The organism is Bradyrhizobium sp. USDA 3256 (assembly GCF_054058275.1).
This window is the reverse complement of the sequence record NZ_JBSSAE010000002.1, coordinates 2931945-2956160: the sequence shown is the minus strand read 5'-3', so window position 1 is coordinate 2956160 and position 24216 is coordinate 2931945. Positions and strand designations below refer to the sequence as shown.

Sequence of the window (24216 nt, the reverse complement as noted above, 5' to 3'; positions counted from 1 at the left end):
TTCCACGGGGACGCGTTGAATCCCACTCCCATAGCGAGATCGTCGTGACGGTCGTTTCACGACGCCGGTCGACGTTACAGATCCTCCTGCTGTCGGCGGGATTTTTCGTGCTGGTCGCGGTCAGCGTGGCGTCGGTCCTGCTGGTCAACAAGGCGCGCGAGGACAACGCCTGGGTGATTCACACCGTCGAGACCGAGAGCCAGGTTGCCAACCTGCTGCTCGACGTCAGGCGCGCCGAAAGCGCGACCAGGGCGTATCTGCTGACATCAGCACCACAATATCTGTCCGAGTACCAGTCCGCGGCAGCGGGAGTCCCGGCCGCACTCAACCATCTCCAGATGATGACCGTGGACAATCCGGCGCAGGTCGCCAATGCCGCGAAGCTCAAAGCCGCCGTCGAGCAACGGCTGGCCGAGTTCGCGCTCAGCATCGAGCGCGTCAAGAACAACGACACGGCGACCAGCATCGACGTCCTGCGCAAGACCACATCGACCGATGCGGTGGAGGCGATCGCCCGGATCGCCCGCGACATCCGCACCGAGGAGGATCGTCTGCTGGCATTGCGCACAGCGACGGCGGACAAGACCCAGGTGCTGGCCTCCTCCGTCACGATCGCCGGCTCCTGCATGGTGCTGGCGCTCGCCGCTCTCTCGGTCGTGCTGCTGCGGCGATCGTCGCGGGCGCGCGACGAGGCCGAGGCCAGGCTGCGCGACAGCAACGTCAATCTCGAAACCATCGTCGACGAGCGCACCTCCGACCTGCGCGAGGCCAACGAGGAAATCCAGCGCTTCGCCTATATCGTCAGCCACGATCTGCGCTCTCCGCTGGTCAACATCATGGGCTTCACCAGCGAGCTCGAGGAACTGCGCGGCGACATCTTCAAGCGGATCGCCACGCTCAATCGCGCCGCTTCGCTGGCGCCGGCGATGCCGGAAGACGCGACCGATGTGGCCGAGCCCGAGCTCGAAGGCTCCGACAAGCAGCTATCCGACGACTTCAATGAATCGCTCGGCTTCATCAAATCGTCGATCGCCAAGATGGATCGCCTGATCAGTGCGATCCTCAATCTCACCCGCGAGGGCCGCCGCGAGTTCAAGCCCGAGCGCATCGATCTGCGCGAGCTCATCGACGGCATCGTCAAGACGGTGGCTCACCAGGCCGTCGAGGCCAATGCGACCGTCGAGGTCGGCGCGTTGCCGAATATCGTCAGCGACCGCCTCGCGCTGGAGCAGATCTTCTCCAATCTGATCGACAACGCACTCAAGTACCTCAGGAACGGCGTTCCCGGCGAGATTTCGATCGAGGGCCGCACCAAGCTCGGCTTCGCGATCTTCGAGGTCACCGACAACGGCCGCGGCATCGATCCGAAGGACCACCAGCGCATCTTCGATTTGTTCCGTCGCGCCGGAACCCAGGACAAGCCCGGTCAGGGCATCGGGCTTGCCCATGTCCGCGCACTTGTGCGCAGACTGGGCGGCACCATGTCGGTAGCATCGGAACTTCACAACGGCAGCACCTTCACGATCACGCTGCCTATCAATTGGTCAGGCAAGAACCGGGACAAAGTGACATGAGTGATCCAGTCACCATCATCATGATCGAAGACGACGAGGGCCATGCCCGCCTGATTGAGCGGAACATCCGGCGCTCGGGCGTCAACAATGAGATCATTCCGTTCACCAACGGTACAGAGGCCGTGAACTACCTGTTCGGCAAGGATGGCAGCGCCGTCGAGCGCAAGGGCCAGGCCCTGCTGATCCTGCTCGATCTCAATCTGCCCGACATGACCGGCATCGATATTCTGAAGCGGGTCAAGGAGAACAAATATCTCAAGTCGACGCCGGTGGTCGTGCTGACCACGACCGACGACTCCCAGGAGATCAAGCGTTGCTACGAGCTCGGTTGCAACGTCTACATCACCAAGCCGGTGAACTACGAAAGCTTTGCCAACGCGATTCGTCAGCTTGGCCTGTTCTTTTCGGTAATTCAGGTGCCGCCGGCTGCCGTATGACCAGCGCAACGCCGACACTGCTCTACATCGACGACGACGCGGCGCTGGCGCGCCTCGTCGAACGCGGGCTGACGCGCGCAGGCTACAAGGTCGTGCACGCCGCAAGCGGCCAGGAAGGCCTCGACCGGCTCGGCCAGGGCGGCATCGACGTCGTCGCGCTCGATCAGTACATGCCCGGCCTCGATGGGCTGGAGACCCTGGAGCAGATCCTCAAGATACCGGACGCTCCGCCGGTGGTGTTCGTCACCGCGTCGCAGGATTCGGCGATCGCCGTCACCGCGCTGAAGGCCGGCGCGGCGGACTATCTGGTCAAGGACGTCAGGGGCGAGTTCATCCCCCTGCTCCAGGTCGCGGTGAACGGCGCGATCCGGCAGGCCGCGCTCCAGAAGGCGCGCGACGAGGCCGAGGCCGAGGTGCACGCCTCGCGCGACCGCTATGCCGCGCTCGCCGCGGAGCGTGAGGTTCTGCTCCGCGAGGTCAACCATCGCGTCGGCAATTCGCTGCAGATCATCGCCTCGCTGCTGCATCTGCAGGCCAACTCCGCGACCCAGCAGGATGTGAAGGCCGCGCTCACCAACGCGATGGGGCGCGTCGCGGCCGTCGCACAGGTGCACCGCCGCCTCTACACCTCGCACGACTTCAAAACGGTGATGCTCAACCAGTATCTCGAGGCACTGCTCGAGGATCTCCGGCGATCGGCCGAAGGCAACAAGATGTCGCGGCTGACCTTGAAGGCCGACCCGATCGAGATCGATCCCGACCGCGCGGTCGCGATCGGCATCATCGTCAACGAGCTGGTGATGAACGCCGTGAAATACGCCTATCCCGACGGCGCCGGCCCGATCCATGTCGAGCTGAAGCCGCAAGGCGACGATCTGCAGCTCGCGATCAGCGACGACGGGGTCGGCTTTTCCGACCAGGCCGATCCGCGCGGCACCGGCATGGGCCAGCGGATCGTCAGCGCGATGGCAGCCAAGCTCGATGCCAGCGTCGAGCGCGACCCCGGCCACAAGGGCACCCGCTTCGTGGTGCGGTTCGCCCGCGTCAGCCCGGCGCTCGACAAATCGGCAAGCGCCGCCGCCAGCTAATGCCGCAAATTTCAGCAAATTCGATTGATTTGTCCGGATCGCTTTAACGACTGCGTCATGCTGTTGATGAATCGCGGCGCGCCGGGCCTGACCAGTTAAGAAAGTTCTGGGCGTTCTTTGCGATGCTCGTGCCAACTGCTTGGCAGGAGCGGCACGCGATGTTCGGGCGCAGGCCAGTTTTTGGAAAGAAGCAAGAAACGACCTTGGGCGAGCTCAAGGAGACCGTGTGTCCGGCGCCGGGCGCCGACGGCGCGACGCCCGCTTTTCACAAGCAGCAGTGGGATCACCCGCTGATCGGCTCGATGCTGCGCGATGCAGGTTTCGCGCCTGATGACGAAGCCAGCATCGTGCCGACGGCAGACAATCGCCTTGCCGTGTTCGCTGCGGCCAACAAGCGATTGCAGGACCGTACCGAGACCTTCAACCGCGACATGACGGCGCGGCACGGCCACTGCCACGCGGTGCCGTTCCTGGTCATCGACCAAAATATCTGGGATGGACCGCATGGCGCGTTCCTCTACGCGCAAATGGGGCTGATCGGCTACGACGAGTGGAACGTGATCATGCTGGCAGGAGACCCGCAGACCACGGCGTCATGCGGCCTGGCAGGCCATCCCGGTTTCCTTCCATCCGTGACGCAAGTCATGACCGAGCATGTGATCGCGTGGAAGGCGCGGCACAACGCCCTGCTCGAGACGTACGGGATCACCGCGACCGGCAGCCGGGATATCTCGCATGAAGGATACGAGATGGAAAAGGACACTCTGCGCAACGAAATCATCGACAAGGCCGGCTGGATGAAGCCGCGCATCATCGACGAGCTCTTGCGCTGGGCCTAGAGGCATCAAGCCTCTGCGAAGCGCCTTACTCGTGCCTGCCGCGATGCCGGCGTGCGCGGGGCGGACGGCAATCCTGACACGGTGCGCCAAACACGACCTGCGACGGATAGGGTCGCGCGGAGTGATATGGCGTCGAGCCGAACAGGCCGGCCGCACCGAACCCCGCGCTGAAGGGATCGGCCGCGAAATTGCCGGGGAAATAGCCGTTGCTGCGAAAATCGCGGTCGTCGTCCCTGCCGTCGAAATACGCGCCGCCGGTGCTGCCGTAGCGCAACGGCCGCTGCTGGGCCGACGCCGCGGCTACGCTGAGTGCGATGGCGGCGCAGGCGATCAGTCCTCTGATGGCAATCATGGCGAAAACCCTCATTGCGGAAGGGTGCCCCAGTCGCCCTTCCAGGCGATCAGGCGTCCCTTGCCGAATTGCAGATAGAGCCCGTCGCTGCGCCGCGACAGCACGCTGCCCCTGACATTGGGCAGCGCGACGAACAATTCATTGCCCGGCGTGCCGCGCACGTAATTCAGGGGAACGCCGAGCGACTGGCTGGCCTGGTCGGCGCTCATGCCGAAGGCGAGCGGAACGCTGTTCGGTGGCCGCTGCTGCGCGCGGGACGCGCCGGTCGATGCGCCGAGCGCGATGACGAGGGCAACGAGGAGTGTCGCGAAACGCTGCATGGCTGACCTCATGGCACCGCCGCCGCCAGCGTACCGGCGGGCGTCCAGCCGCCGCCGCCGAGCGCCTGGAACAGGCTGCTTGCCGCCAGCAGCTTGTTGAGCCGGACCGTGACCAGATTGTTCTCGGCCGTGAACAGCGTCTGCTGCGCCTGCAGCACCGTGATCAGGTTGACCGTACCGCCGCGCAGCTGCGTCTCGGCGACCTCGAACGCCTTGCGCGAGGCGGCGACGACGTCGGACTGCAGGCGCTCCTGCAATGTGTACTTCTGCAACGCGATCAGTGCCTTCTCGACATCGGCGAAGGCCGACAGCACCGCCTTGCGATAGGCCTGCAGGTTTTGCAGCTGCTGGCCCTTGGCGAGCTTGAGCTGGCTCTCCAGCAGGAAGCCGTCGAACAGCGGCTGGGTCAGCCCGGCGGCGAGCGTGTAATACCAGGCGCCCGGCGCGAACAGCGAGGCCAGCGCCGCGCTCTGGAAACCGGTGGTGCCGGTCAGCTGGATCTGCGGAAAGAATGCTGCGCGCGCCGCGTCGACGCTGAAATTGGACGACGCCAGCTGCGCCTCGGCCTCGCGGACGTCAGGCCGCTGGTAGAGCAATTCCGACGGCAGTCCCGGCGTGACGCGCGGCACCGCGATCTGGGTGGTGGACCCGCCGCGCACCTTGAAATCGGCCGGCGCGCGCGCCACCAGCACGGCGAGCGCCGCGATGTTCTGCCCGACCGTTACCTCGAGCGGCGGGATCGCCGCGCGCTGCGTGGCGACCAGCGCCTCCTGCTGCGACAGATCGAGCTGCGAAGCGGTGCCGCCGGCGAATTGCGACTTGATCAGCGCAAGGATGCGCTCGGCCGCAGCGAGGTTGCGACGGGTGACCTTGATCTGGTCCTGCGCCGCCAGCAGCTGGAAATAGGTGTTGGCGACCGTCGCCATCGTGGTCAGCGCGACCACCTCGCGATTGTAGCGCGCGACGGTCGCGCTCTCCTCCGAGGCCGACAGCGTCGCGCGGTTCTTGCCCCAGAAATCGACGATGTAGCTTGCGCTCAGCCCCAGGCTGTACTGCGAGAAGGTGCCGCTGGTGCCGAACGACGAACTGGATCCCGTCGCCACACGCTGGCGCTCGGCATTCGCCGATCCGGAGATGGACGGCAGCAGCGCGGCGCCGGAAACGCCGACCTGGGCGTCTGCCTGCACGATCTGGGCGATCGCCACCGCGATGTCGAGATTGTAGAGCTGCGCGGATTCCATCAGCCCGGTCAGTTCGGGCGAGCGGAAGCCGCGCCACCAGGCGAGCGCCGGAAAAGCCGCATCGGCATCGCCCTTGGCCGCAGACTTGTAGCTCGCCGGCACTTCCAGGCTGAGCTCGGGCTTCTCCGCCCCGGGAATACAGCCGGACAGACCGAGGCTGAGGCCGCCGAGCGCCGCCACGCGCAGAAGCCGGATCGGCTTGCGCATCAACTGAAGATTTCGCAACGCTGCACCTGTCGGCATTTACTCGCCCGGTTGAAGTGAGGAGCCCGGCATCCGCATCGCGCCGCCGCGGCGCACGCGCTGGGCCCACAGGCGGAACCGGTCGAGATAGAGGTAGATGACCGGCGTCGTGTAGAGCGTGAGGACCTGGCTCAGGATGAGGCCCCCGACGATGGCGATGCCGAGCGGCTGCCGCAGCTCGCCGCCGTCGCCCATGCCGATCGCCAGCGGCACCGCCCCGAGCAGCGCGGCCATCGTCGTCATCATGATGGGGCGGAAGCGCAGCAGGCAGGCCTCCCGGATCGCCTCGAGCGGCTCCAGCCCGCGCCCGCGTTCCGCCTCCAGCGCAAAGTCGATCATCATGATCGCGTTCTTCTTCACAATGCCGATCAGCAGGATGACGCCGATCAGCGCCATGATACTGAACTCGGTCTTGAATGCCATCAGCGCCAGCAAGGCGCCCACACCCGCCGAGGGCAGTGTGGACAGGATGGTCAGCGGATGGATGTAGCTTTCGTAGAGCACGCCCAGCACGATGTAGATCGTCACCAGCGCGGCCAGGATCAGGAACGGCTGGTTGCTCAGCGAGTCCTGGAACGCCTTGGCGGTACCCTGGAAGGTGCCGCGGATCGTGGCCGGGACCCCGATCCGGTTCATGGTCGCCTCGATGCTGCCGACCGCCGTGCTCAGCGACACGTTCGGCGGCAGGTTGAACGAGATGGTGTTGGCGACCAACCGGCCCTGGTGATTGACAGCAAGCGGCGTCGCGCCCTGCTTGAATGCTGCAACTTCCGACAACGGGATCATGGTCTCGCTGCTGGTGGAGACGGCCGATCCGGTCGAGGCCACGCCCTTCCCGGTCGAACCGATCGAATTGGTCGCCTGGTTGCGCGCCGCCTGGGCGTTGGCCGCACTGGCCGCGCTCGAGGTGCCCGGCGCCACCACGGTGCCCGCCACCGCGTTAGTCGATTGCGAGCCGCCGACCGAACCGCCGGACGTGCTGATATAGACGTCCTTCAGCGTCTCCGGATTCTGCCAGTAGCGCGGCGCGACCTCCATGATGACGTGATACTGGTTGCGCGCGACATAGATCGTCGACACCTGCCGCTGGCCGAAGGCGTCGTAGAGGGTGTTGTCGATCTGGCTCACCGTGATGCCGAGCCGGGCCGCCGCGTCGCGGTCGATCACGAGATCGGATTCCAGGCCCTTGTTCTGCTGGTCGCTGTTGACGTCGGCGAGGTTCGGATCGCGCTGCAGGGCCGCCGCGATCTTCGGCGTCCATTCATTGAGCTCCTCCAGCGTCGATCCCTGCAGGGTGTACTGATACTGCGCGTTCGAGGCCCTGCCCCCGACCCGGATGTCCTGCACCGCCTGCAGGAACAGGCTCGCGCCCGGCACCACCGACATCTCGCGGCGCAGCCGCGCGATCACGCCGTCGGCGCCGATCTTGCGCTCATCGAGCGGACGCAGTGAGACGAACACGAAGCCGGAATTGGTTTGCCCGCCGCCGGTGAAGCCGACCGCCGTCTCCACCGCCGGATCGCGCTTGATGATGCCGACGAACTGCGCGAGCTTCTGCTGCATCAGCTGGAACGACACGCTCTGGTCGGCCTGGATCGAGCCGACCAGCCGGCCGGTGTCCTGCTGCGGGAAGAAGCCTTTCGGGATTACGTCGTAGAGATAGAAGTTGAGGCCGAACACCGCCGCCAGGATCAGCATCACCAACAGCGGATGCGCCAGCGCCGCGGTCAGCGTTCTGCGGTAGAAATTCAGCATCGCCTCGAAGAAGCGCTCGCTCGCCCAATAGAGCCGGCCATGGCCGCCGGCGTCCGGCTTGAGCAGCACGGCGCACATCATCGGCGTGGTCGCCAGCGAGACCGCGAGCGAGATCAGGATCGAGATCGAGATCACCATCGCGAACTCGCGGAACAGCCGCCCTACGATGCCGGCCATCAGCAGGATCGGGATGAATACCGCGATCAGCGAGATGCTCATCGACAGCACGGTGAAGCCGACCTCGTTGGCGCCCTTCAGCGCCGCCTCGAGCGGGCTCAGGCCGTCCTCGATGTAACGGGTGACGTTCTCCAGCACCACGATGGCGTCGTCGACCACGAAGCCGGTCGCGACCGTCAGCGCCATCAGGGAGAGATTGTCGAGGCTGTAGCCGAACAGGTACATCGCCCCGAAGGTCGCGACCAGCGACACCGAGACCGCCACTACCGGAATGAACGTGGCGCGCGCATTGCGCAGGAACGCGAACACCACGATGATGACCAGCAGCACCGCCAGAACCAGGGTTCGTTCGACGTCCCGGAGCGAGGTGCGGATGGTGGTCGAACGGTCGACCGCAAAGCCGATATCGATCGCCGGCGAGACCGACGCCTGCAGCTGCGGCATCAGCCCCTTCACGAGGTCGACGGTCGAGATGATATTGGCGTTCGGCTGCCGGTAGAGGATGATCAGCACCGCCGGCTTGCCGTTGGCGAGCCCGGCATTGCGCAAATTCTCGACGCCGTCGGCCACCTCGCCGACGTCGGAGAGATGAACCGGCGCGCCATTGCGGTAGGCCACGATCAGCGATCTGTAGTCGTCGGCCTTGTTGGCCTGGTCGTTGGCGTAGACCTGGTAGCGCTGGTCGCCGACGTCGATGCCGCCCTTCGGGCTGTGGGCGTTGGCGCTCGACAGCGCCGCGCGGACGTCTTCCAGCCCGATGCCGTATTTGTAGAGCGCCTGCGGGATCAGATCGACGCGCACGGCCGGCAGCGAGCTGCCGCCGACCACCACCTCGCCGATGCCCTCGACCTGCGACAGCTTCTGCGCCAGCACGGTGGAGGCGGCGTCGTAGAGATCGCCGCGCGTCAGCGTATCCGACGTCAGCGTCAGGATCAGGATCGGCGCGTCGGCCGGGTTGACCTTGCGGTAGGTCGGATTGCTGCGCAGGCTGGTCGGCAGGTCGGCGCGCGCCGCATTGATCGCGGCCTGCACGTCGCGCGCCGCGCCGTTGATGTCGCGGTTCAGCCCGAACTGCAGCGTGATGCGGGTCGCGCCGACCGAGCTCGACGACGTCATCTCGGTGACATCGGCGATCTGGCCGAGATGGCGCTCGAGCGGACTGGCGACCGTGGTCGCGACATCCTGCGGGCTGGCGCCGGGCAGCGTCGCCTGCACCGAGATGGTCGGGAAATCCACCTGCGGCAGCGGCGACACCGGCAGCTTGAAGAACGCGACGATGCCGGCCGCCGCGAGCCCGAACGTCAACAGCGTGGTCGCTACCGGCCTACGGATGAAGGGCGTTGACGGTTCCATGGCTCAACGCGACCCGCTCGCCTCGCCGATCTCGTCTGCCCGCCCGGCAAACCGCAGCGCGAGGCGATCGAACCAGAGATAGATCACCGGTGTCGTGAACAGCGTCAGCAGCTGGCTCACCAAGAGGCCGCCGACGATCGAGATACCGAGCGGATGCCGCAGCTCGGACCCCGCGCCGCTGCCGAGCATCAGCGGCAGCGCGCCGAGGACAGCTGCCATCGTCGTCATGATGATCGGCCGGAACCGCAGCAGGCAGGCCTGGTAGATCGCCTCCCGCGGCGGCTTGCCCTCGTTGCGCTCGGCGTCGAGCGCAAAATCGATCATCATGATCGCATTCTTCTTCACGATGCCGATCAGGAGAATGATGCCGATGATCGCGATGATGGTGAGATCCTGGCCGGCCATCATCAACGCCAGCAGCGCGCCGATGCCGGCCGAGGGCAGCGTCGAGAGGATGGTCAAAGGATGGATGAAGCTCTCATAGAGCACGCCGAGCACGATATAGACCGTGATGATCGCGGCCAGGATCAGGAACAGCTGGTTGGAGAGCGAGGACTGGAACGCCAGCGCCGCGCCCTGGAAGCTCGTGATCATGCCGAGCGGCTGGTTGATGTCGGCCTGGGCCTGCTTGATCGCCGTCACTGCCCCGCCGAGCGACGCCCCGGGCGCGAGGTTGAACGAGACCGTCGCCGACGGGAACTGGCCGAGATGCGAGATCTGCAACGGCGCGGTCTCCACCCGCATCTTGGCCATCACCGACAGCGGCACTGGCGTCGAGCCCACCGATGACGGCAGATAGATCGACGACAGCGAATCCAGCGAAGCCTGCAGCGACGGATCGGCTTCCAGGATCACGCGGTACTGGTTCGAATTGGTAAAGACGGTCGAGACGATGCGCTGGCCGTAGGAATCGTACAGCGCGTTGTCGATCGTCGCCGGCGTGATGCCGAACCGCGCAGCCTGGTCGCGGTCGATGTCGACGAACACCGAAAGCCCTTGCGCCGAAATATCGCTGGTGACGTCACTGAGCTCTGGCAATTCCCGGAGCTTGTCGACCAGCTTCGGCGTCCATTCCGCAAGCTCGTTCGGATCAGCATCCTGCAGGATAAACTGATACTGCGTCCGGCTCACCGTGCCTTCGATGGTGAGGTCCTGGACCGGCTGCATGTAGAGCGTGATGCCGGTCAGCGCCGCCGTGCTCGCCTTGATCCGGTCCATGATCGTCGAGACATTAGCCTTGCGCTGCTCATGCGGCTTCAGATTGATCAGGATGCGGCCGCTGTTCAGCGTGGTGTTGGTGCCGTCGACGCCGATGAACGACGACAGGCTCTGCACGTCCGGATCCTTCAGGATCGCGCTGGCGAGCCGCTGCTGCCGCTCGGCCATCGCCGCATAGGACACCGATTGCGGCGCCTCGGAGATCGCCTGGATCACGCCGGTGTCCTGCACTGGAAAGAAGCCCTTGGGGATGACGACATAGAGCAGCGCCGTCAGACCAAAGGTGGCGAGCGCGATCAGCAGCACGAAGGTCTGGCGATCCAGCACCCAGTTGAGCATCCGGGCGTAGATCGCGATCACGGCATCGAAGCCTTCGCGGCTGAGCCGCTGGAAGGTGTTCTCGCGCGTCATGGCCTCCGGCTTCAGCAGCTTCGCACAGGCCATCGGCACCAGGGTCAGCGACACCACGGCCGAGATCAGGATCGTGACCGACAGCGTGATGGCGAATTCGCGGAACAGGCGGCCGACGACGTCGCCCATGAACAACAGCGGGATCAGCACCGCGATCAGCGACACCGTCAGCGAGATGATGGTGAAGCCGATCTGCTCGGAGCCGCGCAGCGCCGCCTCGAGCGGAGATTCGCCCTCCTCGATATAGCGCGAGATGTTCTCGATCACGACGATGGCGTCGTCGACCACGAAGCCGGTCGCGATCGTCAGCGCCATCAGCGACAGATTGTTCAGGCTGAAGCCGAACAGATACATCGCGCCCAGCGTGCCGACCAGCGAGAGCGGCACCGACAGGCTCGGGATCAGCGTGGCGCGGGTCGAGCGCAGGAACACGAAGATCACTAGCACGACCAGGATCACGGCGAGCGACAGCTCGTATTCGACGTCGCGCACCGAGGCCCGGATCGTGACGGTGCGGTCAGTCAGGATATTGAGGTCGATCGCGGCCGGCAGCGTGGCCTGCAGCTGCGGAAGCAGATCCTTGATGCCCTGCACCACCGAGATGACGTTGGCGCCGGGCTGGCGCTGGATGTTGAGGATGATCGCCGGCGTCTCGTTCATCCAGGCGCCGAGCTTGTCGTTCTGCGCGCCGTCGACGACGTTGCCGACATCGCTGAGGCGGACCGGCGAGCCGTTCTTGTAGGCGATGATCAGCGAGCGGTAGTCACTGGCATTGCGGATCTGGTCGTTGGCATTGATGGTGTAGGCGCGCATCGCGCCGTCGAAATTGCCCTTCGGCGTGTTGACGTTGGCGTTGCCGAGCGTGGTACGGAGATCGTCGATGTTGAGGCCATAGGCCGCGAGCTTGCGGATATCGGCCTGGATGCGCACCGCGGGCCGCTGGCCGCCGCTGATGCTGACGAGGCCGACGCCGGGCAGCTGCGAGATCTTCTGCGCCAGCCGCGTGTCGACGAAATCCTGCACCTGGGTCAGCGGCATGGTCTTCGAGGTCAGGCCGAGGGTCAGGATCGGTGCATCGGCCGGATTGACCTTGGCGTAGATCGGCGGCGCCGGCAGGTCCGACGGCAGCAGATTGCCCGCGGCATTGATCGCGGCCTGCACCTCCTGCTCGGCGACGTCGAGCGAGATCGACAGGCCGAATTGCAGCGTGATCACGGACGAGCCCGCCGAGCTCACCGAGCTCATCTGGGTCAGATTCGGCATCTGGCCGAACTGCACCTCGAGCGGCGCCGTTACCGACGAGGTCATCACGTCGGGGCTCGCGCCCGGATAAAACGTCTGCACCTGGATGGTCGGATAGTCGACCTCCGGCAGCGCCGCGACCGGGAGAAATCTGAACGCCAGCATGCCCGACAGCATGATGGCGATCATCATCAGGGTCGTCGCCACCGGCCGCAGGATGAATGGCCGCGACGGGTTCATTTTTTCTGCCCGTCCTCGGACCGCTTGTGGTGGCCGCCTCCGGGATCAGCGCCGTCCTTACTATCTCCCTTGCCGTCTCCCTTCGCCGCGCCACTCGCCGCCCCCTTGGCCGCAGCGGCCGGGTTCGCGGCATCGGCGGCGGAGCGCACAACCACCTTGGCGCCCTCGCGCAGCTTGTCGGCGCCGTCGATCACGATGCGATCGCCGGCCACGAGCCCGGACAGCACCTCGACCCGGTCACCGTCGGTGACGCCGAGCTTCACCGGCCGCACCGAGACCGTGCTGTCGCCGTTGACCAGATAGACGAAGGTGCCGGGGACGCCGCGCTGGATGCCGGCGGTCGACATCGTCGTCGCATCCTTGTGGGTATCGAGCAGCAGGCGGACGTTGACGAACTGGTTCGGAAACAGTGTGCGCTTGTCGTTCTCGAACTGCGCGCGCAGCTTGATGGTACCGGTGGTCGCATCGATCTGGCTGTCGAAGGTCTGCAACGATCCCTCGGCGAGCTTGTTGGCGCCGCTGCGGTCATAGGCCGCCGCCGGCAGCACCGCGCCCTCCTTCAACCGCTTCGCGACCGCCTGCAGATTGTCCTCCGGCAGCGTGAACAGCACGCTGATCGGCTCGAGCTGCGTGATCACGACGAGGCCGTTGGTATCGCCCGGCGTCACATAGTTGCCGAGATCAACCTGGCGCAGTCCGACGCGCCCGTTGATCGGCGACACGATGTGACAATATTGCAAATTCACCTCGGCCGACTTCACCGAGGCGCGATCGGCTTCCACCGTGCCCTGATACTGCGCGACCAGCGCGACCTGGGTGTCGAGCGTCTGGTGCGGCACCGCGTTCTGCGCAGCGAGGTTCTGGTAGCGGGTGAGATCGACCTGGGCGCCCTTCAGCTGCGCCTCGTCGCGGGCGAGCTGGCCCTTGGCCTGCGCCAGCGTCGCCTCATAGGGGCGCGAATCGATCTCGGCGATCAGGTCGCCTTTCCTGACCTCGTCGCCCTCCTTGAAATCGATCTTCATCAGATAGCCGCTGATCTGGCTCCTGATCGTCACGGTCGCGAGCGACGTCACGGTGCCGAGCGCATTCAGGCTGACGCCGATATCGCCCTTGCCGATCGTCTCCGGCACGATCGACATCGGCCCGGCGTTGCGCCCGCCACCGGCCTGCGGCGGCGCGGCCTGCTGCCGCGTCCACCAGACGATGCCTGCCAGCACCGCCAACACGAGACATCCCGTCAGAAACCCCCGCCAACGCGAACCTCGCCTGGTTTGCTCGGGCGCTAAAATCGACGGGTCTTTGATCTGCTGGTCCATAACTTGCCCACGAAGAAACACGAACGAGCTCGCGCGGCTCTATGTGTCCCCTGAACTCCGCGCGCGCCACATCCGACGAAGCATTTTGAAGGCTCCTGCCGGACAAAGCGCGTTAAGAATCGGAAAGGAAAGTGCTCCTTCCCGGTCGGCGGCTGTTTCTCGCTGGATTGTGGCTATTTTACCCGATCATTTGTAACCAGGGCAACACGATCAGCAACAATCCGGCAAAGTAGATCAGGCCGAAGATCAGCCCGAATTTCCAGAAGTCGCCTTTGCCGATATAGCCGCTGCCGTAATACATCGGCGCCGGTCCCGTGGCATAGGGCGAGATCACGCCCATCAGGCCCAGCGAATAGACGCAGAGCAGCATCAAGGTCTGTACCGACAGGCCGGGAATGCTGGAGCCGACGGCGAGCACCACCGGCAGCACGGCGGCGGTATGCGAGGTGATGCTCGAGAAGAAATAGTGGATCCAGAAGAAGAAGGTGACGAGCAGGATCATCCCGACCAGCGGCGACGTGCCGGAGAGCGGCTTGGCATAGCCCTCGGCGACCCATTTGATGAAGCCGATCTCGTTGAGGCCCGACGACAGCGTGAGCAGCGAGGTGAAATAGAAAAATACCTCCCACGCGCTCTTCTCCGCGACGATGTCCTCGAACGCGATCACGCCGGTCAGCAGCATCAGCGAGATCACGACGAACACGACCGTGGTCGCGTTGATGAAGTTCGAGCCGAGCAGCGGCACGCTGATATTGGGATTGGAGCCGCAGATCCACAGGAACATCGCGAGCACCACCAGCACCGCCATGATCCATTCGTGCCGCGACGGCGGCCCCATCTTGGCGAGCTCGCCCTCGCTCCAGGTCACGATCTCCGGGCTCTCCTTGATCTCGGGCCGGCAGACCAGATAGCTGAGCAGCGGCACCAGCAGCAGCAAGAGGATCCCGAGTGGCGCGAAGCCGATGAACCATTGCGACCAGCCGACCTCGATGTTGACGAGCTTCTTGGCGATCGAGAGCGCGGCGGCGTTCGGCGCCAGCGCGGTCAGGAACAGCGAGCTGGTGACGGCCGTGGTCGCGAACGCGGTCCACATCACGAAGGTGCCGATCTTGCCCGCGGTCGGGCCGGGCTCGGAGCCGTAGATGCGCGGGATGTTGCTGACGATCGGATAGATGGTGCCGCCCGAGCGTGCGGTGTTGGACGGCGTCGCCGGCGCCAGCACGAGATCGGAGAACGCCACCGCGTAGCCGAGCCCGATGGTGCGGCGGCCGAGGCCGCGCACCAAGAGCAGCGCCAGCCGGCGGCCGAGCCCGCTCTTGCGATAGCCGATCGAGAACACGAAGGCGCCGACGATCAGCCACACCGTGCTCTCGGAAAAGCCGCCGAGCATCCAGCGCAGCGATTTGTTCGGGTCGTGCTCGACATAGCCGCCGATGCCGGCGACCGTCAGGCCGATCAGACCGACTGCGCCGACCGGCATCGATTCAAGGATCAGCCCGGTGATCACGGCGGCGAACACCGCGAAATAGTGCCACTGATTGGCGTTCAGCCCCGAAGGCACCGGGACCAGATAGATCACCAGCCAGACCAGCAACGGCGCAAACGTCCGCCATGACCATTTCATGCAGCGTCCCCCTCACCTGTGTCGATTGTCGGGCGCGCGAGCCACCTTGTCCCGGCAGCGCCGCCATCTTTTTGTTGCAATCTAGCACGACCGCGCAGTCCGTCTCGGGAAACTGCGGCGGAACGGCGCGGCTTGTGGAGGAACCGGCGCGTTTCGTCAACACGTAGCGTCCCGGTGGCAGCCCCCATCGCAAGACCGCCCGCGCTTTGCTATCCTTGGCGGCATGACGTCACGCGACTCCGCCTCCTCCGAGATCACGCCCGAGGTGCTGCTGCGCGCCTATGCCTGCGGCATCTTCCCGATGGCGGAGAGCGCCGACGATCCGACCCTGTTCTGGGTCGAGCCGGAATTGCGCGGCGTGATTCCGTTCGACGGCTTCCGTGTCGCCTCTCGCCTCGCGCGCACCGTGCGCTCGGATGCCTTCACCGTCACCGTCGATACCGCGTTCAAGGCCGTGATCGCCGGCTGCGCGGCGCCGCAGCCCGGCCGCGACGACACCTGGATCAACAGGCGCATCCGCGATCTCTATGTCGGGCTGTATGCGTCGGGCCATTGCCACAGCGTCGAGGTCTGGCAGGACGACGATCTGGTCGGCGGGCTCTACGGCGTCAGCCTCGGCCGCGCCTTCTTCGGCGAAAGCATGTTTCACACCACGCGCGACGCATCGAAGGTCGCGCTGGTGCATCTGGTGGCGCGGCTGATGGCGGGCGGGTTCGAGCTGCTCGACACGCAATATGTGACGGAGCACCTGAGGACGTTCGGCGCGATCGAGATCTCGCGCCGCCGCTATCGCACGCTGCTCGACAAGGCGATCACGGGCGCGCCGGCGGATTTCCGCAAGCTCGACGCCACCCAGCCGGTCAAAGGTGCCGACGCGCTGGCAATCATCGCCGCGCGCAATTGATCTTGTGGTGCACGTAGCCCGGATGCAGCGAAGCGCAATCCGGGAAAGTCTCTCCGCGGAGAAGACCCCGGATTTCGCTTTCGCTCCATCCGGGCTACGCCGTGCTTGCTAGTTCCCGAACAATCCGCCGAACAACCCGCCCGGGCGCTGCTGTTGCTGGGGCGGCGGAGGTGGCGGCTGCTGCTGGTATTGCGGCAGCGGCTGCGGCGGCGGACGCGGCGCGGCCTGCTTCTGCGGCGCGCGCTTCTGGGCCGGCGGCGGAGGCGGCGTCGGCGCCTTCGGCGGATCGGGCGCGGCGGTCACGATGGTCTGGTCCGGCCCTTTGCAGTCGGTCAGCCAGATGTCGTAGATCGGATGCTCGACGCCGTGCAGGCCGGGGCTTGCCGCGAACATCCAGCCCGAGAAGATCCGCTTCACCTCGCCCTGCAAGGTGATCTCGTCGACCTCGACAAAGGCGTCGGTGTTGGCGGCTTCCGTCGACGGCCTCGTGTAACAGGCATCGGTCTTCACCCGCAGCGCGCCGAACTGCACGGTCTCGCCGATATCCTCGTCGAAATTGATGATGCGCCCGGTGATCTTGTCGAGACCGGAGAAGCTCGCCTTCTTGTTGGTGATCTTGGTCGACGGCGGCTCCTGCACGACCTCGTCGCCCGGCTGCAACGCGGCAGGCGTCTGCGGCGGAGTGCCCTGGGGCGTGCCCTTGGGACGCTGCCCCGGCGGCAGCGGGTTGGCGCCGGGCGGCGTATTGGCAACGGCGGGACCGCCGGGTTGCGGCGGCTGCACGGCGACACCGGGCTGGGTGCCCTGCGGAGCCACCGGCGAGCCGGGCGGCGGCGCCAGCGGCTGCGACTGCACGCTACCGGGCGGCGGCACCGCCTGGCCTGGCGGCAGCGCCCGCGGCTGTGTCGGCAGCAGGCGGCCGCGCGGCAATTCCGGCACTTCCTCGTCGTCGTCGCTGGGAGGGGCCGGCTGACCACGCGGGATCGCGCCGGGCGGACGCGGCGCGGGATCGGAGAAAATCGTTCCGATCTGCGCGCGCGCAGGCGGCGCAAGCGAGATGGTTGAGGCGGCAACCAGGGCCGCAAAGCCAGTCAGGGCAACGGTTCGAAGCATCTCGCGCGGCTTTAAAGGGCGAATCGGGCTCGCGACAGTCTACCTTGATATCGGCCGCTCGCAGGCCATCGGTTAACACGCCGAATACGGCGGGGAAAGGGCACCCGGCCACCTCTCCCCGGCGCAACTGCTCAGCCTCTGGTCACCCTCTGGTCACTCCTGGGAACACGTGTGATAGTCCTCACGCTCAAGCCACGCGGCCACGCGTGAAAATCAGGAAAATCCGGATCGAACCGGACCAGCCAGAGGAAACCCACCATGCCCGATCGCATCAGGCTCGACGGCCGGGTCGCCATCGTCACCGGGGCTGCCGGCGTCATCGGAACCGCCTCGCTCCAACTGCTCGCCGAACGGGGTGCGCGGATTGTCGCAGTCGACCGCAAGGGCGCCGATCTCAAAACCGCCATCAAGGACCTGCCCGCCTCGGCCGAGGCCCTCGCAATCGAAGCCGACGTCACCGACGAGGAGGAGGTCAAGGACTATGTCCGCGCCGCCGTCGATCGCTTCGGCACCATCGATGCCTTCTACAACAACGCCGGCGTCGAGGGCGACATCAGGCCGATCCCTGAATATTCGCTGGAGAGCTTCCGCCGGGTGCTCGACGTCAATGTCGTCGGCGTCTTCCTCGGCATGAAGCATGTGCTGCCTGTCATGCTGAAGCAGAACAAGGGCAGCATCATCAACACCGCCTCGATCGCCGGCCTCGTGGGATCGCCGATGATCGCGGTCTACAGCGCGAGCAAGCACGCGGTGATCGGGCTGACCAAGAGCGCGGCCTGGGAATGCACCGGCACCGGCGTGCGGGTCAATTGCGTCTGCCCCGGCATGATCGAGAGCCGGATGCTGAGCACGATCCTGCAGGGCCGCTCCGGCGGCAACGCGCCGCCGCCGATCGAGAAGATCGTCGACCGCATCCCGGCGCGCCGGCTCGGCCTCGCAAGCGAGGTCGCCTCCGTCGTCGCTTTTCTTGCCTCCGACGAGGCGAGCTACGTCTCCGGCTCCGCCTACACCGTCGACGGCGGCCGCACCGCCGCCTAGGGCCACTGTCATTCCGGGATGGTGCCTAAGCACCAGACCCGGAATCTCGAGATTCCGGGTTCGATGCTCGCATCGCCCCGGAATGACATCACCAAGCATCACAAGAAGGTTTGTTGTCCATGCCCGTCGTTCTCGATCCCGATGCCGCTGCCGTCTACAAGGCGTTCCAGGAGGCCGGCCGGCCCGCCTATGAGACGCTGACCGCGCTGGAAGCGCGCGACTATTATCGAGCCGCCCGCGTCGTCTCCAATCCCGAGCCGCCCGCGCTGGAATCGAGCAAGCCGCACGCGATCCCGGCGCCGCACGGCACGATCCCTGCCCGCATCTACACGCCGAACACGCTGCGCAAGAAAGACGGGCTCGCGCCCTGCCTGGTGTTCTTCCACGGCGGCGGCTGGGTGATCGGCGATCTCGATACCCATGAGGTGGTCTGCCAGAAGCTTGCCCATGAGGGCGAGCTGATCGTGATCTCGATCGATTATCGCCTCGCGCCCGAGCATCGTTTCCCTGCCGCGGTGGACGACGCCGTCACCGCGACCCGATGGGTCGCCGCCAATGCCGGGGATCTCGGCATCGACGGCGAGCGCCTGATCGTCGGCGGCGACAGCGCCGGCGGCAACCTCGCGGCCGTGGTTGCCCTCACCGCCCGCGACGGCGGGCCGAAGCTTGCCGCCCAGCTGCTGATCTATCCCGCAACAGATTTCTCGCGGAAGCATCCCTCGCATCGCGAGCCCGAGACCAGCATCCTCCTGACGCATTCGGTGATCGGCTGGTTCGCCAACCATTATCTCGGCGACGCCGACAACAACGACTGGCGTGCCTCGCCGGCGCGCGCGAAGGACTTTGCCGGATTGCCGCCCGCCTATGTGCTGACCGCCGGCGCCGATCCGTTGCGCGACGAAGGCGACGAGTATGCGAAATTCCTCAAGGACGCCGGCGTGCCGGTGACCTATCGGCATTTCCCCGGCCAGTTCCACGGCTTCTTCACCATGGGCAAGCTGCTCAATCAGGCCAACATCGCGGTGACCGAGATCAGCGCCTGGCTGAAGACGCTGGGCTGAGCAATCGGGCCCGCTGCGACGTGGCTGGCGTCGTCCCGATCGGGGCTCGCGAGCGCATCGCGAGCCTGTTGCGGCGTTAGCGCGCCTTGAAGTTCCCCACGCCGCGCGATAGTGCCGCCGTCAGCGCTTCATGCCGCCCGGCACTCCAGCCAGCGAGATCGTCTTGCTCACGCCACTCCTCGTCTACGGTATCCCGCTCGATTTCATCCTGTTCGCGCTGACGCTGCTCGGCGTCGCGATCTTCCATCACCACACGCTCGCGGTGGCGCTGACGGGCCTTGCCGCGATCGTCGCCTACAAGCTGCTGTTCGCGGGCTTTGCGAAATTCGGCGCCGGCCTGCCCGGTCTCGCGCATCACATGGAGCATGAGTGGGTCACGCTCGCCAACCTGTTCCTGCTCCTGATGGGCTTTGCGCTGCTGTCGCGCCATTTCGAGGAGAGCCGCATTCCCGACGAGATGCCGGCGCTGCTGCCCGATGACTGGAAGGGCGGACTGATCCTGCTGGTCATCGTGTTCGTGTTGTCGGGCTTCCTCGACAACATCGCCGCAGCGCTGATCGGCGGCACCGTCGCGCGCCACGTGTTCCGCGGCCGCGTCCATATCGGCTATCTCGCGGCCATCGTCGCCGCATCGAATGCCGGCGGCGCCGGCAGCGTCGTCGGCGACACCACGACGACGATGATGTGGATCGACGGCATCAGCCCGCTCACGGTGGTGGAGGCGTATGTCGCAGCCATCGTCGCGATGCTGGTGTTTGCGGTGCCGGCCTCGCTGCAACAGCACCGCTTCTCGCCGATCGTGAAGGATGCACCGTCCGGCCTCAGAATCGACTGGGCGCGGGTTGCGATCGTGGCCGTGATCCTGCTCGCCGCGCTGACGGCCAATGTGACGGCCAATCTGAAGTTCCCCGCGCTGCTCGATACACTGCCCGTGCTCGGGCTCGCGGTCTGGGCCGCGATCCTGGTCACCTCAGTGCTGCGCCGGCCGGACTGGTCGGTGATGCCCGAGACGCTGAAGGGCACCGTCTTCCTGCTCGCGCTGGTGACGGCGGCCTCGATGATGCCGGTGGAGAAATTGCCCGCGGCGTCGTGGCAGACCGCGCTCGGGCTCGGCTTCGTCTCGGCGGTGTTCGACAATATTCCCCTGACCGCGCTGGCGCTGAAGCAAGGCGGCTATGACTGGGGCTTTCTCGCCTACGCAGTCGGATTCGGCGGGTCGATGGTCTGGTTCGGCTCGTCGGCCGGCGTTGCGGTGTCCAACATGTATCCGGAAGCCAAATCGGTGGTCCGCTGGATCACCCAGGGCTGGCCGATCATGGCGGCCTATGTCGTCGGCTTCTTTGTGATGCTCGCACTGCTTGGCTGGCACCCCGACGCGCCACATTGACGCAACGCAATGCTGCAGTGCACAATTGCACTTGTCTCAAAACTGTGGAAAATCGAGACAAATCCGTTGACATTGCTAAACTCCATTCGCCGTAACAACTTATGGAGAGTCCGCATGAGTGTTAGTGCAGAAGTCCTCGCCCGCGCTCCGTCGGAGCAGATGGAGGACGAAATCAACACCGTGACGTCGCATCGACCACGCAGCAACATCCGCCCCCTCTCACCGATGCCGGACTACGTCGAGCATCGCAATGGCGTCAACGAGGTGGGCAAGCTGTCGGCCGAGGCAGTCGTGCGCGAATATGAAGCGGCGGTGAAAGAGATCGAGGCCCTTGGATCGGAACTACAATTGGCCGCCAAGAACTGCGAGGTCATGGTCGCAGGCGTTCATGACATGATCGCGGAGATCAAGGAGTTCGCTGCCGGTTACCGCGATCAGGGCAAGCGTTTCTTCCTGCAGATCGAAGCCGTCTCGTTGATGACCGCGGAAGTCAGGGATACCTGCGAAGCACTCAAGAAGAAGATCGCAACCGATACATTGAGCCAGTGATTTTTCGGTTGAAGCCCGTTTCGTGATCAGCGCATCCGTGGATCTCTGCGATCGTGGGCTGATCCTGTATTGGTGAATGACTGCGCTATTCCGGCGCGGCGGAACCGTTAGTTCTATTCAAGACCAAGTCGCTCAAGACGAAGTCGTTCAACATCTTGCCCCGCTTCGGCGGGGCTTTTTTGTTGCGAGACGAGTGATCTCAGCACGGGTCGCGTCCCCGACCGGGCCGGACTTCCGTCCATGACCTTAACGCGCGTCAGCGGCACGCCCGGTCATTTCCGTTGCCGGAGGCAAATCGGATATCGCGGACCAGCGATCGCTGAAATCCTTGGCCGGGAGCGCGTCCGCGCCGGCGACGGCAATGCCGTCGGTCCGGGGCGCGTGCGACCTGATGGTCGCGGCGGTCGCGGTGACAGCTAGCAGGGCGACAGCCACGAACCCGGTAATCGTTCGATGCTTTGTCATTAGAACCTCCTCGGGTCCCCAATGCCCACTTAACGTGGGTCACGGGAACCCTCGCCAGGTTCATCACTGCAAAGACGAGATGGGTCGGGTGAAATCGGACAACGAGCTTGTCCCAAACGCGCCTACCCTGCCCGCGCGGCACGCCGCAGCGATTGCGGCGGCTGGCCGAAGGCACGGATGAAGGCGCGGCGCATCCGCTCGGGATCGCGGAAGCCGGTGATCTCGGCGACGCGCTCGATCGCCTCGCCCGACGATTGCACGCGCTGCCGCGCGACTTCGATCCTGAGCCGCTCGACCGCTTTCGATGGCGTCGTGCCGGTCTCCGCGATGAAGGCGCGGGTGAAATGCCGCGAACTCATCCCGGCCTTGTCGGCGAGGTCCTCGACCGTCAGCGGCGCATCGAGATGCTCGCGCGCCCAAGCGAGCAGCGGCCCGAACCGGCCGTTCGGCGTCTTCAATTCCAGCAGCGAGGAAAACTGCGACTGCCCGCCGCTGCGCCGATGATACAGCACGAGTTGCCGCGCGGTGTTCTGCGCGATCTCGTCGCCATAGTCCTCGGTGATCATCGCGAGCGCGAGGTCGATGCCGGCGGTGATGCCGGCCGAACTCCAGATATTGCCGTCGCGGACGAAGATCTGGTCCGGCTCGAGCTTGATCTTCGGATAGGTCTTCACGAAATGCGGCGTGCGCTGCCAATGCGTGGTGGCGCGGCGGCCGTCGAGCAGGCCCGCTTCGGCCAGCACATAGGCGCCCGAGCAGACGCTGGCGACGCGAATGCCGCGGCCCGCCATCCGCCGCACGAATGACAGCGTGGCGGGACAGCTCGCCGGCGTGCGCACGCCGTTGCCGCCGGCAATGATCAGCGTGGTGATCGCCGTCGCTGGCTTGAAGCCGCGCGCGAGCATCTCGACACCGGACGAAGAGCGCACTGGTCCTGCCTTCACCGCAAGCGTCCTGATCACCGGCGCGTTGTTGGCGAACCGCGCCGCGATCTCGAAGGCCGCGATCGGGCCGGCCGCGTCGAGCAACTGGAAATCGGGAAAGATCAGGATGCCGATCATCGCCAAATCCTCACAGGTGACGTTACTTTCTTGGCGGCCCTCTCTCAGGCGCCTTGCGTCTCTCAGAGGCCCTGCGTCCGAAAATGAGGGAAATACGCCATTTTGGACGAGAGGCCATCATGACATCGTGGTTCCGTCAAGCGCTATTTGGAGGCTCCGATGACCGAACCCTTGCAGATTGGATTGCTCGTCTTCCCGAAGGTGACCCAGCTCGACCTGACCGGTCCGCTGCAGGTGTTCTCCTCGGTCCCCGGCGCCAAGGTGCATCTGATCTGGAAGCGCATCGAACCCGTTTCGACTGATTCCGTCATGGTCCTGACGCCGACCACGACCTTTGCCGATTGCCCGCAGCTCGACGTGATCTGCGTGCCCGGCGGCTTCGGCACCGACGACATGGTTGGCGACGATGAGATGCTGGCCTTCCTGCGCAAGCAGGCCGAGCGAGCCAAGTACGTCACGTCGGTCTGCACGGGATCGCTGGTGCTCGGCGCGGCCGGCCTGCTCAAGGGCTATCGCGCGACCACGCATTGGAGCTCGATTGATTTCCTGTCGGGCTTCGGGGCCATTCCGACCAGGACGCGGGTCTGCGTCGACCGCAATCGCTTCACCGGCGGCGGCGTCACCGCGGGCATCGACTTCGCGCTGACGCTGGTGTCGGAGCTCGTCGACCGCAAGACCGCGGAAGCGATCCAGCTCAGGCTCGAATACAACCCGGCCCCGCCGTTCAACGCGGGCTCGCCGGATACCGCACCGGCCGAGATCCTCGCCTTCATGAAAGAGCGGATCGCGCCGTCGCAGGCGCGCCGCGCCGACTTGATGGGCCGTGCTGCGGCACGGCTGTCCTGACTTGATCGCCGCAAAGAAAAAGGCCGCCCGGTTTCCCGAGCGGCCCTTCCTGTCTCACGGTAGCCTCACATTTGCGGGCGATTTCAGGACGTCTGTACCGGGGGCCTATCTCCCGGCCGCATCCAACTCGGAGGCCGCTGCACATCGGGACAGTCGCGATCTGGAGCCCGATCCGACGCGATGGTTTCCCATCTCCGTAAGATGGCCCTATTGAGCCGCGAACCCGCGCTCGGCGCAAGCGGACAGCATCGGCTGCAGCCGATCTGTCCCCGCTGTTACCGTTGTTCACAGGCGCGCGCTTGCGCTGCCGGGCGCGTGTGCGATGCACGCGCGTCGTTACGCACGCGCACGTCAGAACAACA

Annotated in this window: 20 protein-coding genes; 10 read left to right on the top strand and 10 right to left on the bottom strand. The window is 65.4% G+C overall.

The window, feature by feature from the left end:
• Nucleotides 1–44: 44 nt before the first annotated feature.
• The 4 genes from ACVWY5_RS15500 to ACVWY5_RS15485 all read left to right on the top strand — a co-directional run bounded on the left by ACVWY5_RS15500 (nucleotide 45) and on the right by ACVWY5_RS15485 (nucleotide 3938).
• Entirely contained in the window at nucleotides 45–1574 is a 1530-nt protein-coding gene (locus tag ACVWY5_RS15500; protein WP_038377175.1) for a sensor histidine kinase, read from the top strand.
• Complete coding sequence (locus ACVWY5_RS15495; protein WP_028332252.1) at nucleotides 1571–2011, top strand: response regulator; 441 nt, start codon at nucleotides 1571–1573, stop codon at nucleotides 2009–2011. The genes ACVWY5_RS15500 and ACVWY5_RS15495 overlap by 4 nt, the downstream gene beginning before the upstream one ends.
• Nucleotides 2008–3099: a sensor histidine kinase gene (locus tag ACVWY5_RS15490; RefSeq protein ID WP_028332253.1), complete on the top strand. Its 1092-nt coding sequence runs from the start codon at nucleotides 2008–2010 to the stop codon at nucleotides 3097–3099. Before ACVWY5_RS15495 ends, ACVWY5_RS15490 begins: the two co-directional genes overlap by 4 nt.
• A 203-nt stretch (nucleotides 3100–3302) precedes the next feature.
• Nucleotides 3303–3938 carry a hypothetical protein gene (locus ACVWY5_RS15485; RefSeq protein WP_028332254.1) on the top strand — a complete coding sequence of 212 codons (636 nt, stop codon included), beginning with the start codon at nucleotides 3303–3305 and terminating at the stop codon, nucleotides 3936–3938.
• 25 nt (nucleotides 3939–3963) lie between these two features.
• Here the strand turns inward: ACVWY5_RS15485 and ACVWY5_RS15480 are convergent, their stop codons facing one another.
• From ACVWY5_RS15480 to ACVWY5_RS15450, 7 genes are all read right to left on the bottom strand, one after another.
• Nucleotides 3964–4290, bottom strand: a complete 327-nt coding sequence (locus ACVWY5_RS15480) for a BA14K family protein (RefSeq protein ID WP_244482490.1) — start codon at nucleotides 4288–4290, stop codon at nucleotides 3964–3966.
• 11 nt (nucleotides 4291–4301) lie between these two features.
• Nucleotides 4302–4610, bottom strand: coding sequence for a hypothetical protein (locus ACVWY5_RS15475; RefSeq protein WP_028332256.1), 309 nt, complete (start codon nucleotides 4608–4610; stop codon nucleotides 4302–4304).
• An 8-nt stretch (nucleotides 4611–4618) separates the two neighbouring features.
• A complete protein-coding gene (locus tag ACVWY5_RS15470) occupies nucleotides 4619–6094 on the bottom strand; it encodes an efflux transporter outer membrane subunit (protein WP_456671676.1) in 1476 nt (491 codons plus the stop codon).
• Nucleotides 6095–9379, bottom strand: a complete 3285-nt coding sequence (locus ACVWY5_RS15465) for an efflux RND transporter permease subunit (RefSeq protein WP_028332258.1) — start codon at nucleotides 9377–9379, stop codon at nucleotides 6095–6097. It abuts the gene before it with no gap.
• A 3-nt stretch (nucleotides 9380–9382) separates the two neighbouring features.
• Nucleotides 9383–12490: an MdtB/MuxB family multidrug efflux RND transporter permease subunit gene (locus ACVWY5_RS15460; RefSeq protein WP_028332259.1), complete on the bottom strand. Its 3108-nt coding sequence runs from the start codon at nucleotides 12488–12490 to the stop codon at nucleotides 9383–9385.
• Nucleotides 12487–13806, bottom strand: coding sequence for an MdtA/MuxA family multidrug efflux RND transporter periplasmic adaptor subunit (locus ACVWY5_RS15455; RefSeq protein WP_428841167.1), 1320 nt, complete (start codon nucleotides 13804–13806; stop codon nucleotides 12487–12489). Before ACVWY5_RS15455 ends, ACVWY5_RS15460 begins: the two co-directional genes overlap by 4 nt.
• Before the next feature lie 178 nt (nucleotides 13807–13984).
• A complete protein-coding gene (locus tag ACVWY5_RS15450; protein ID WP_018271403.1) occupies nucleotides 13985–15430 on the bottom strand; it encodes a DASS family sodium-coupled anion symporter in 1446 nt (481 codons plus the stop codon).
• A gap of 223 nt (nucleotides 15431–15653) precedes the next feature.
• On the opposite strand from ACVWY5_RS15450, the gene aat reads away from it, so the two are divergent.
• Entirely contained in the window at nucleotides 15654–16334 is a 681-nt protein-coding gene (aat, locus tag ACVWY5_RS15445; protein WP_028332261.1) for a leucyl/phenylalanyl-tRNA--protein transferase, read from the top strand.
• A gap of 108 nt (nucleotides 16335–16442) precedes the next feature.
• Here the strand turns inward: aat and ACVWY5_RS15440 are convergent, their stop codons facing one another.
• Nucleotides 16443–17447, bottom strand: a complete 1005-nt coding sequence (locus tag ACVWY5_RS15440) for a DUF2155 domain-containing protein (protein ID WP_038377177.1) — start codon at nucleotides 17445–17447, stop codon at nucleotides 16443–16445.
• A 258-nt stretch (nucleotides 17448–17705) separates the two neighbouring features.
• Here ACVWY5_RS15440 and ACVWY5_RS15435 point away from each other — a divergent pair, with 258 nt between their 5' ends.
• The 4 genes from ACVWY5_RS15435 (at nucleotide 17706) to ACVWY5_RS15420 (ending at nucleotide 21482) form a co-directional block, all read left to right on the top strand.
• The gene (locus ACVWY5_RS15435; protein WP_028332263.1) at nucleotides 17706–18485 is read left to right on the top strand and encodes an SDR family oxidoreductase; all 780 of its coding nucleotides are present in this window, start codon (nucleotides 17706–17708) and stop codon (nucleotides 18483–18485) included.
• A 119-nt stretch (nucleotides 18486–18604) separates the two neighbouring features.
• The gene (locus ACVWY5_RS15430; protein WP_028332264.1) at nucleotides 18605–19546 is read left to right on the top strand and encodes an alpha/beta hydrolase; all 942 of its coding nucleotides are present in this window, start codon (nucleotides 18605–18607) and stop codon (nucleotides 19544–19546) included.
• Nucleotides 19547–19709: 163 nt separating this feature from the next.
• Complete coding sequence (locus tag ACVWY5_RS15425; RefSeq protein WP_028332265.1) at nucleotides 19710–20933, top strand: SLC13 family permease; 1224 nt, start codon at nucleotides 19710–19712, stop codon at nucleotides 20931–20933.
• A 159-nt stretch (nucleotides 20934–21092) separates the two neighbouring features.
• Nucleotides 21093–21482, top strand: coding sequence for a hypothetical protein (locus ACVWY5_RS15420; RefSeq protein ID WP_018271397.1), 390 nt, complete (start codon nucleotides 21093–21095; stop codon nucleotides 21480–21482).
• A 246-nt stretch (nucleotides 21483–21728) separates the two neighbouring features.
• On the opposite strand, the gene ACVWY5_RS15415 is transcribed toward ACVWY5_RS15420, so the two are convergent.
• The gene (locus ACVWY5_RS15415; protein WP_028332267.1) at nucleotides 21729–21947 is read right to left on the bottom strand and encodes a hypothetical protein; all 219 of its coding nucleotides are present in this window, start codon (nucleotides 21945–21947) and stop codon (nucleotides 21729–21731) included.
• Nucleotides 21948–22069: 122 nt separating this feature from the next.
• Nucleotides 22070–23008, bottom strand: a complete 939-nt coding sequence (locus tag ACVWY5_RS15410) for a GlxA family transcriptional regulator (RefSeq protein ID WP_028332268.1) — start codon at nucleotides 23006–23008, stop codon at nucleotides 22070–22072.
• Between the two features lie 159 nt (nucleotides 23009–23167).
• On the opposite strand from ACVWY5_RS15410, the gene ACVWY5_RS15405 reads away from it, so the two are divergent.
• Nucleotides 23168–23854 (top strand): DJ-1/PfpI family protein, encoded by a 687-nt coding sequence (locus ACVWY5_RS15405; RefSeq protein WP_028332269.1) that lies wholly within the window; start codon nucleotides 23168–23170, stop codon nucleotides 23852–23854.
• The last annotated feature ends 362 nt before the right edge of the window (nucleotides 23855–24216 follow it).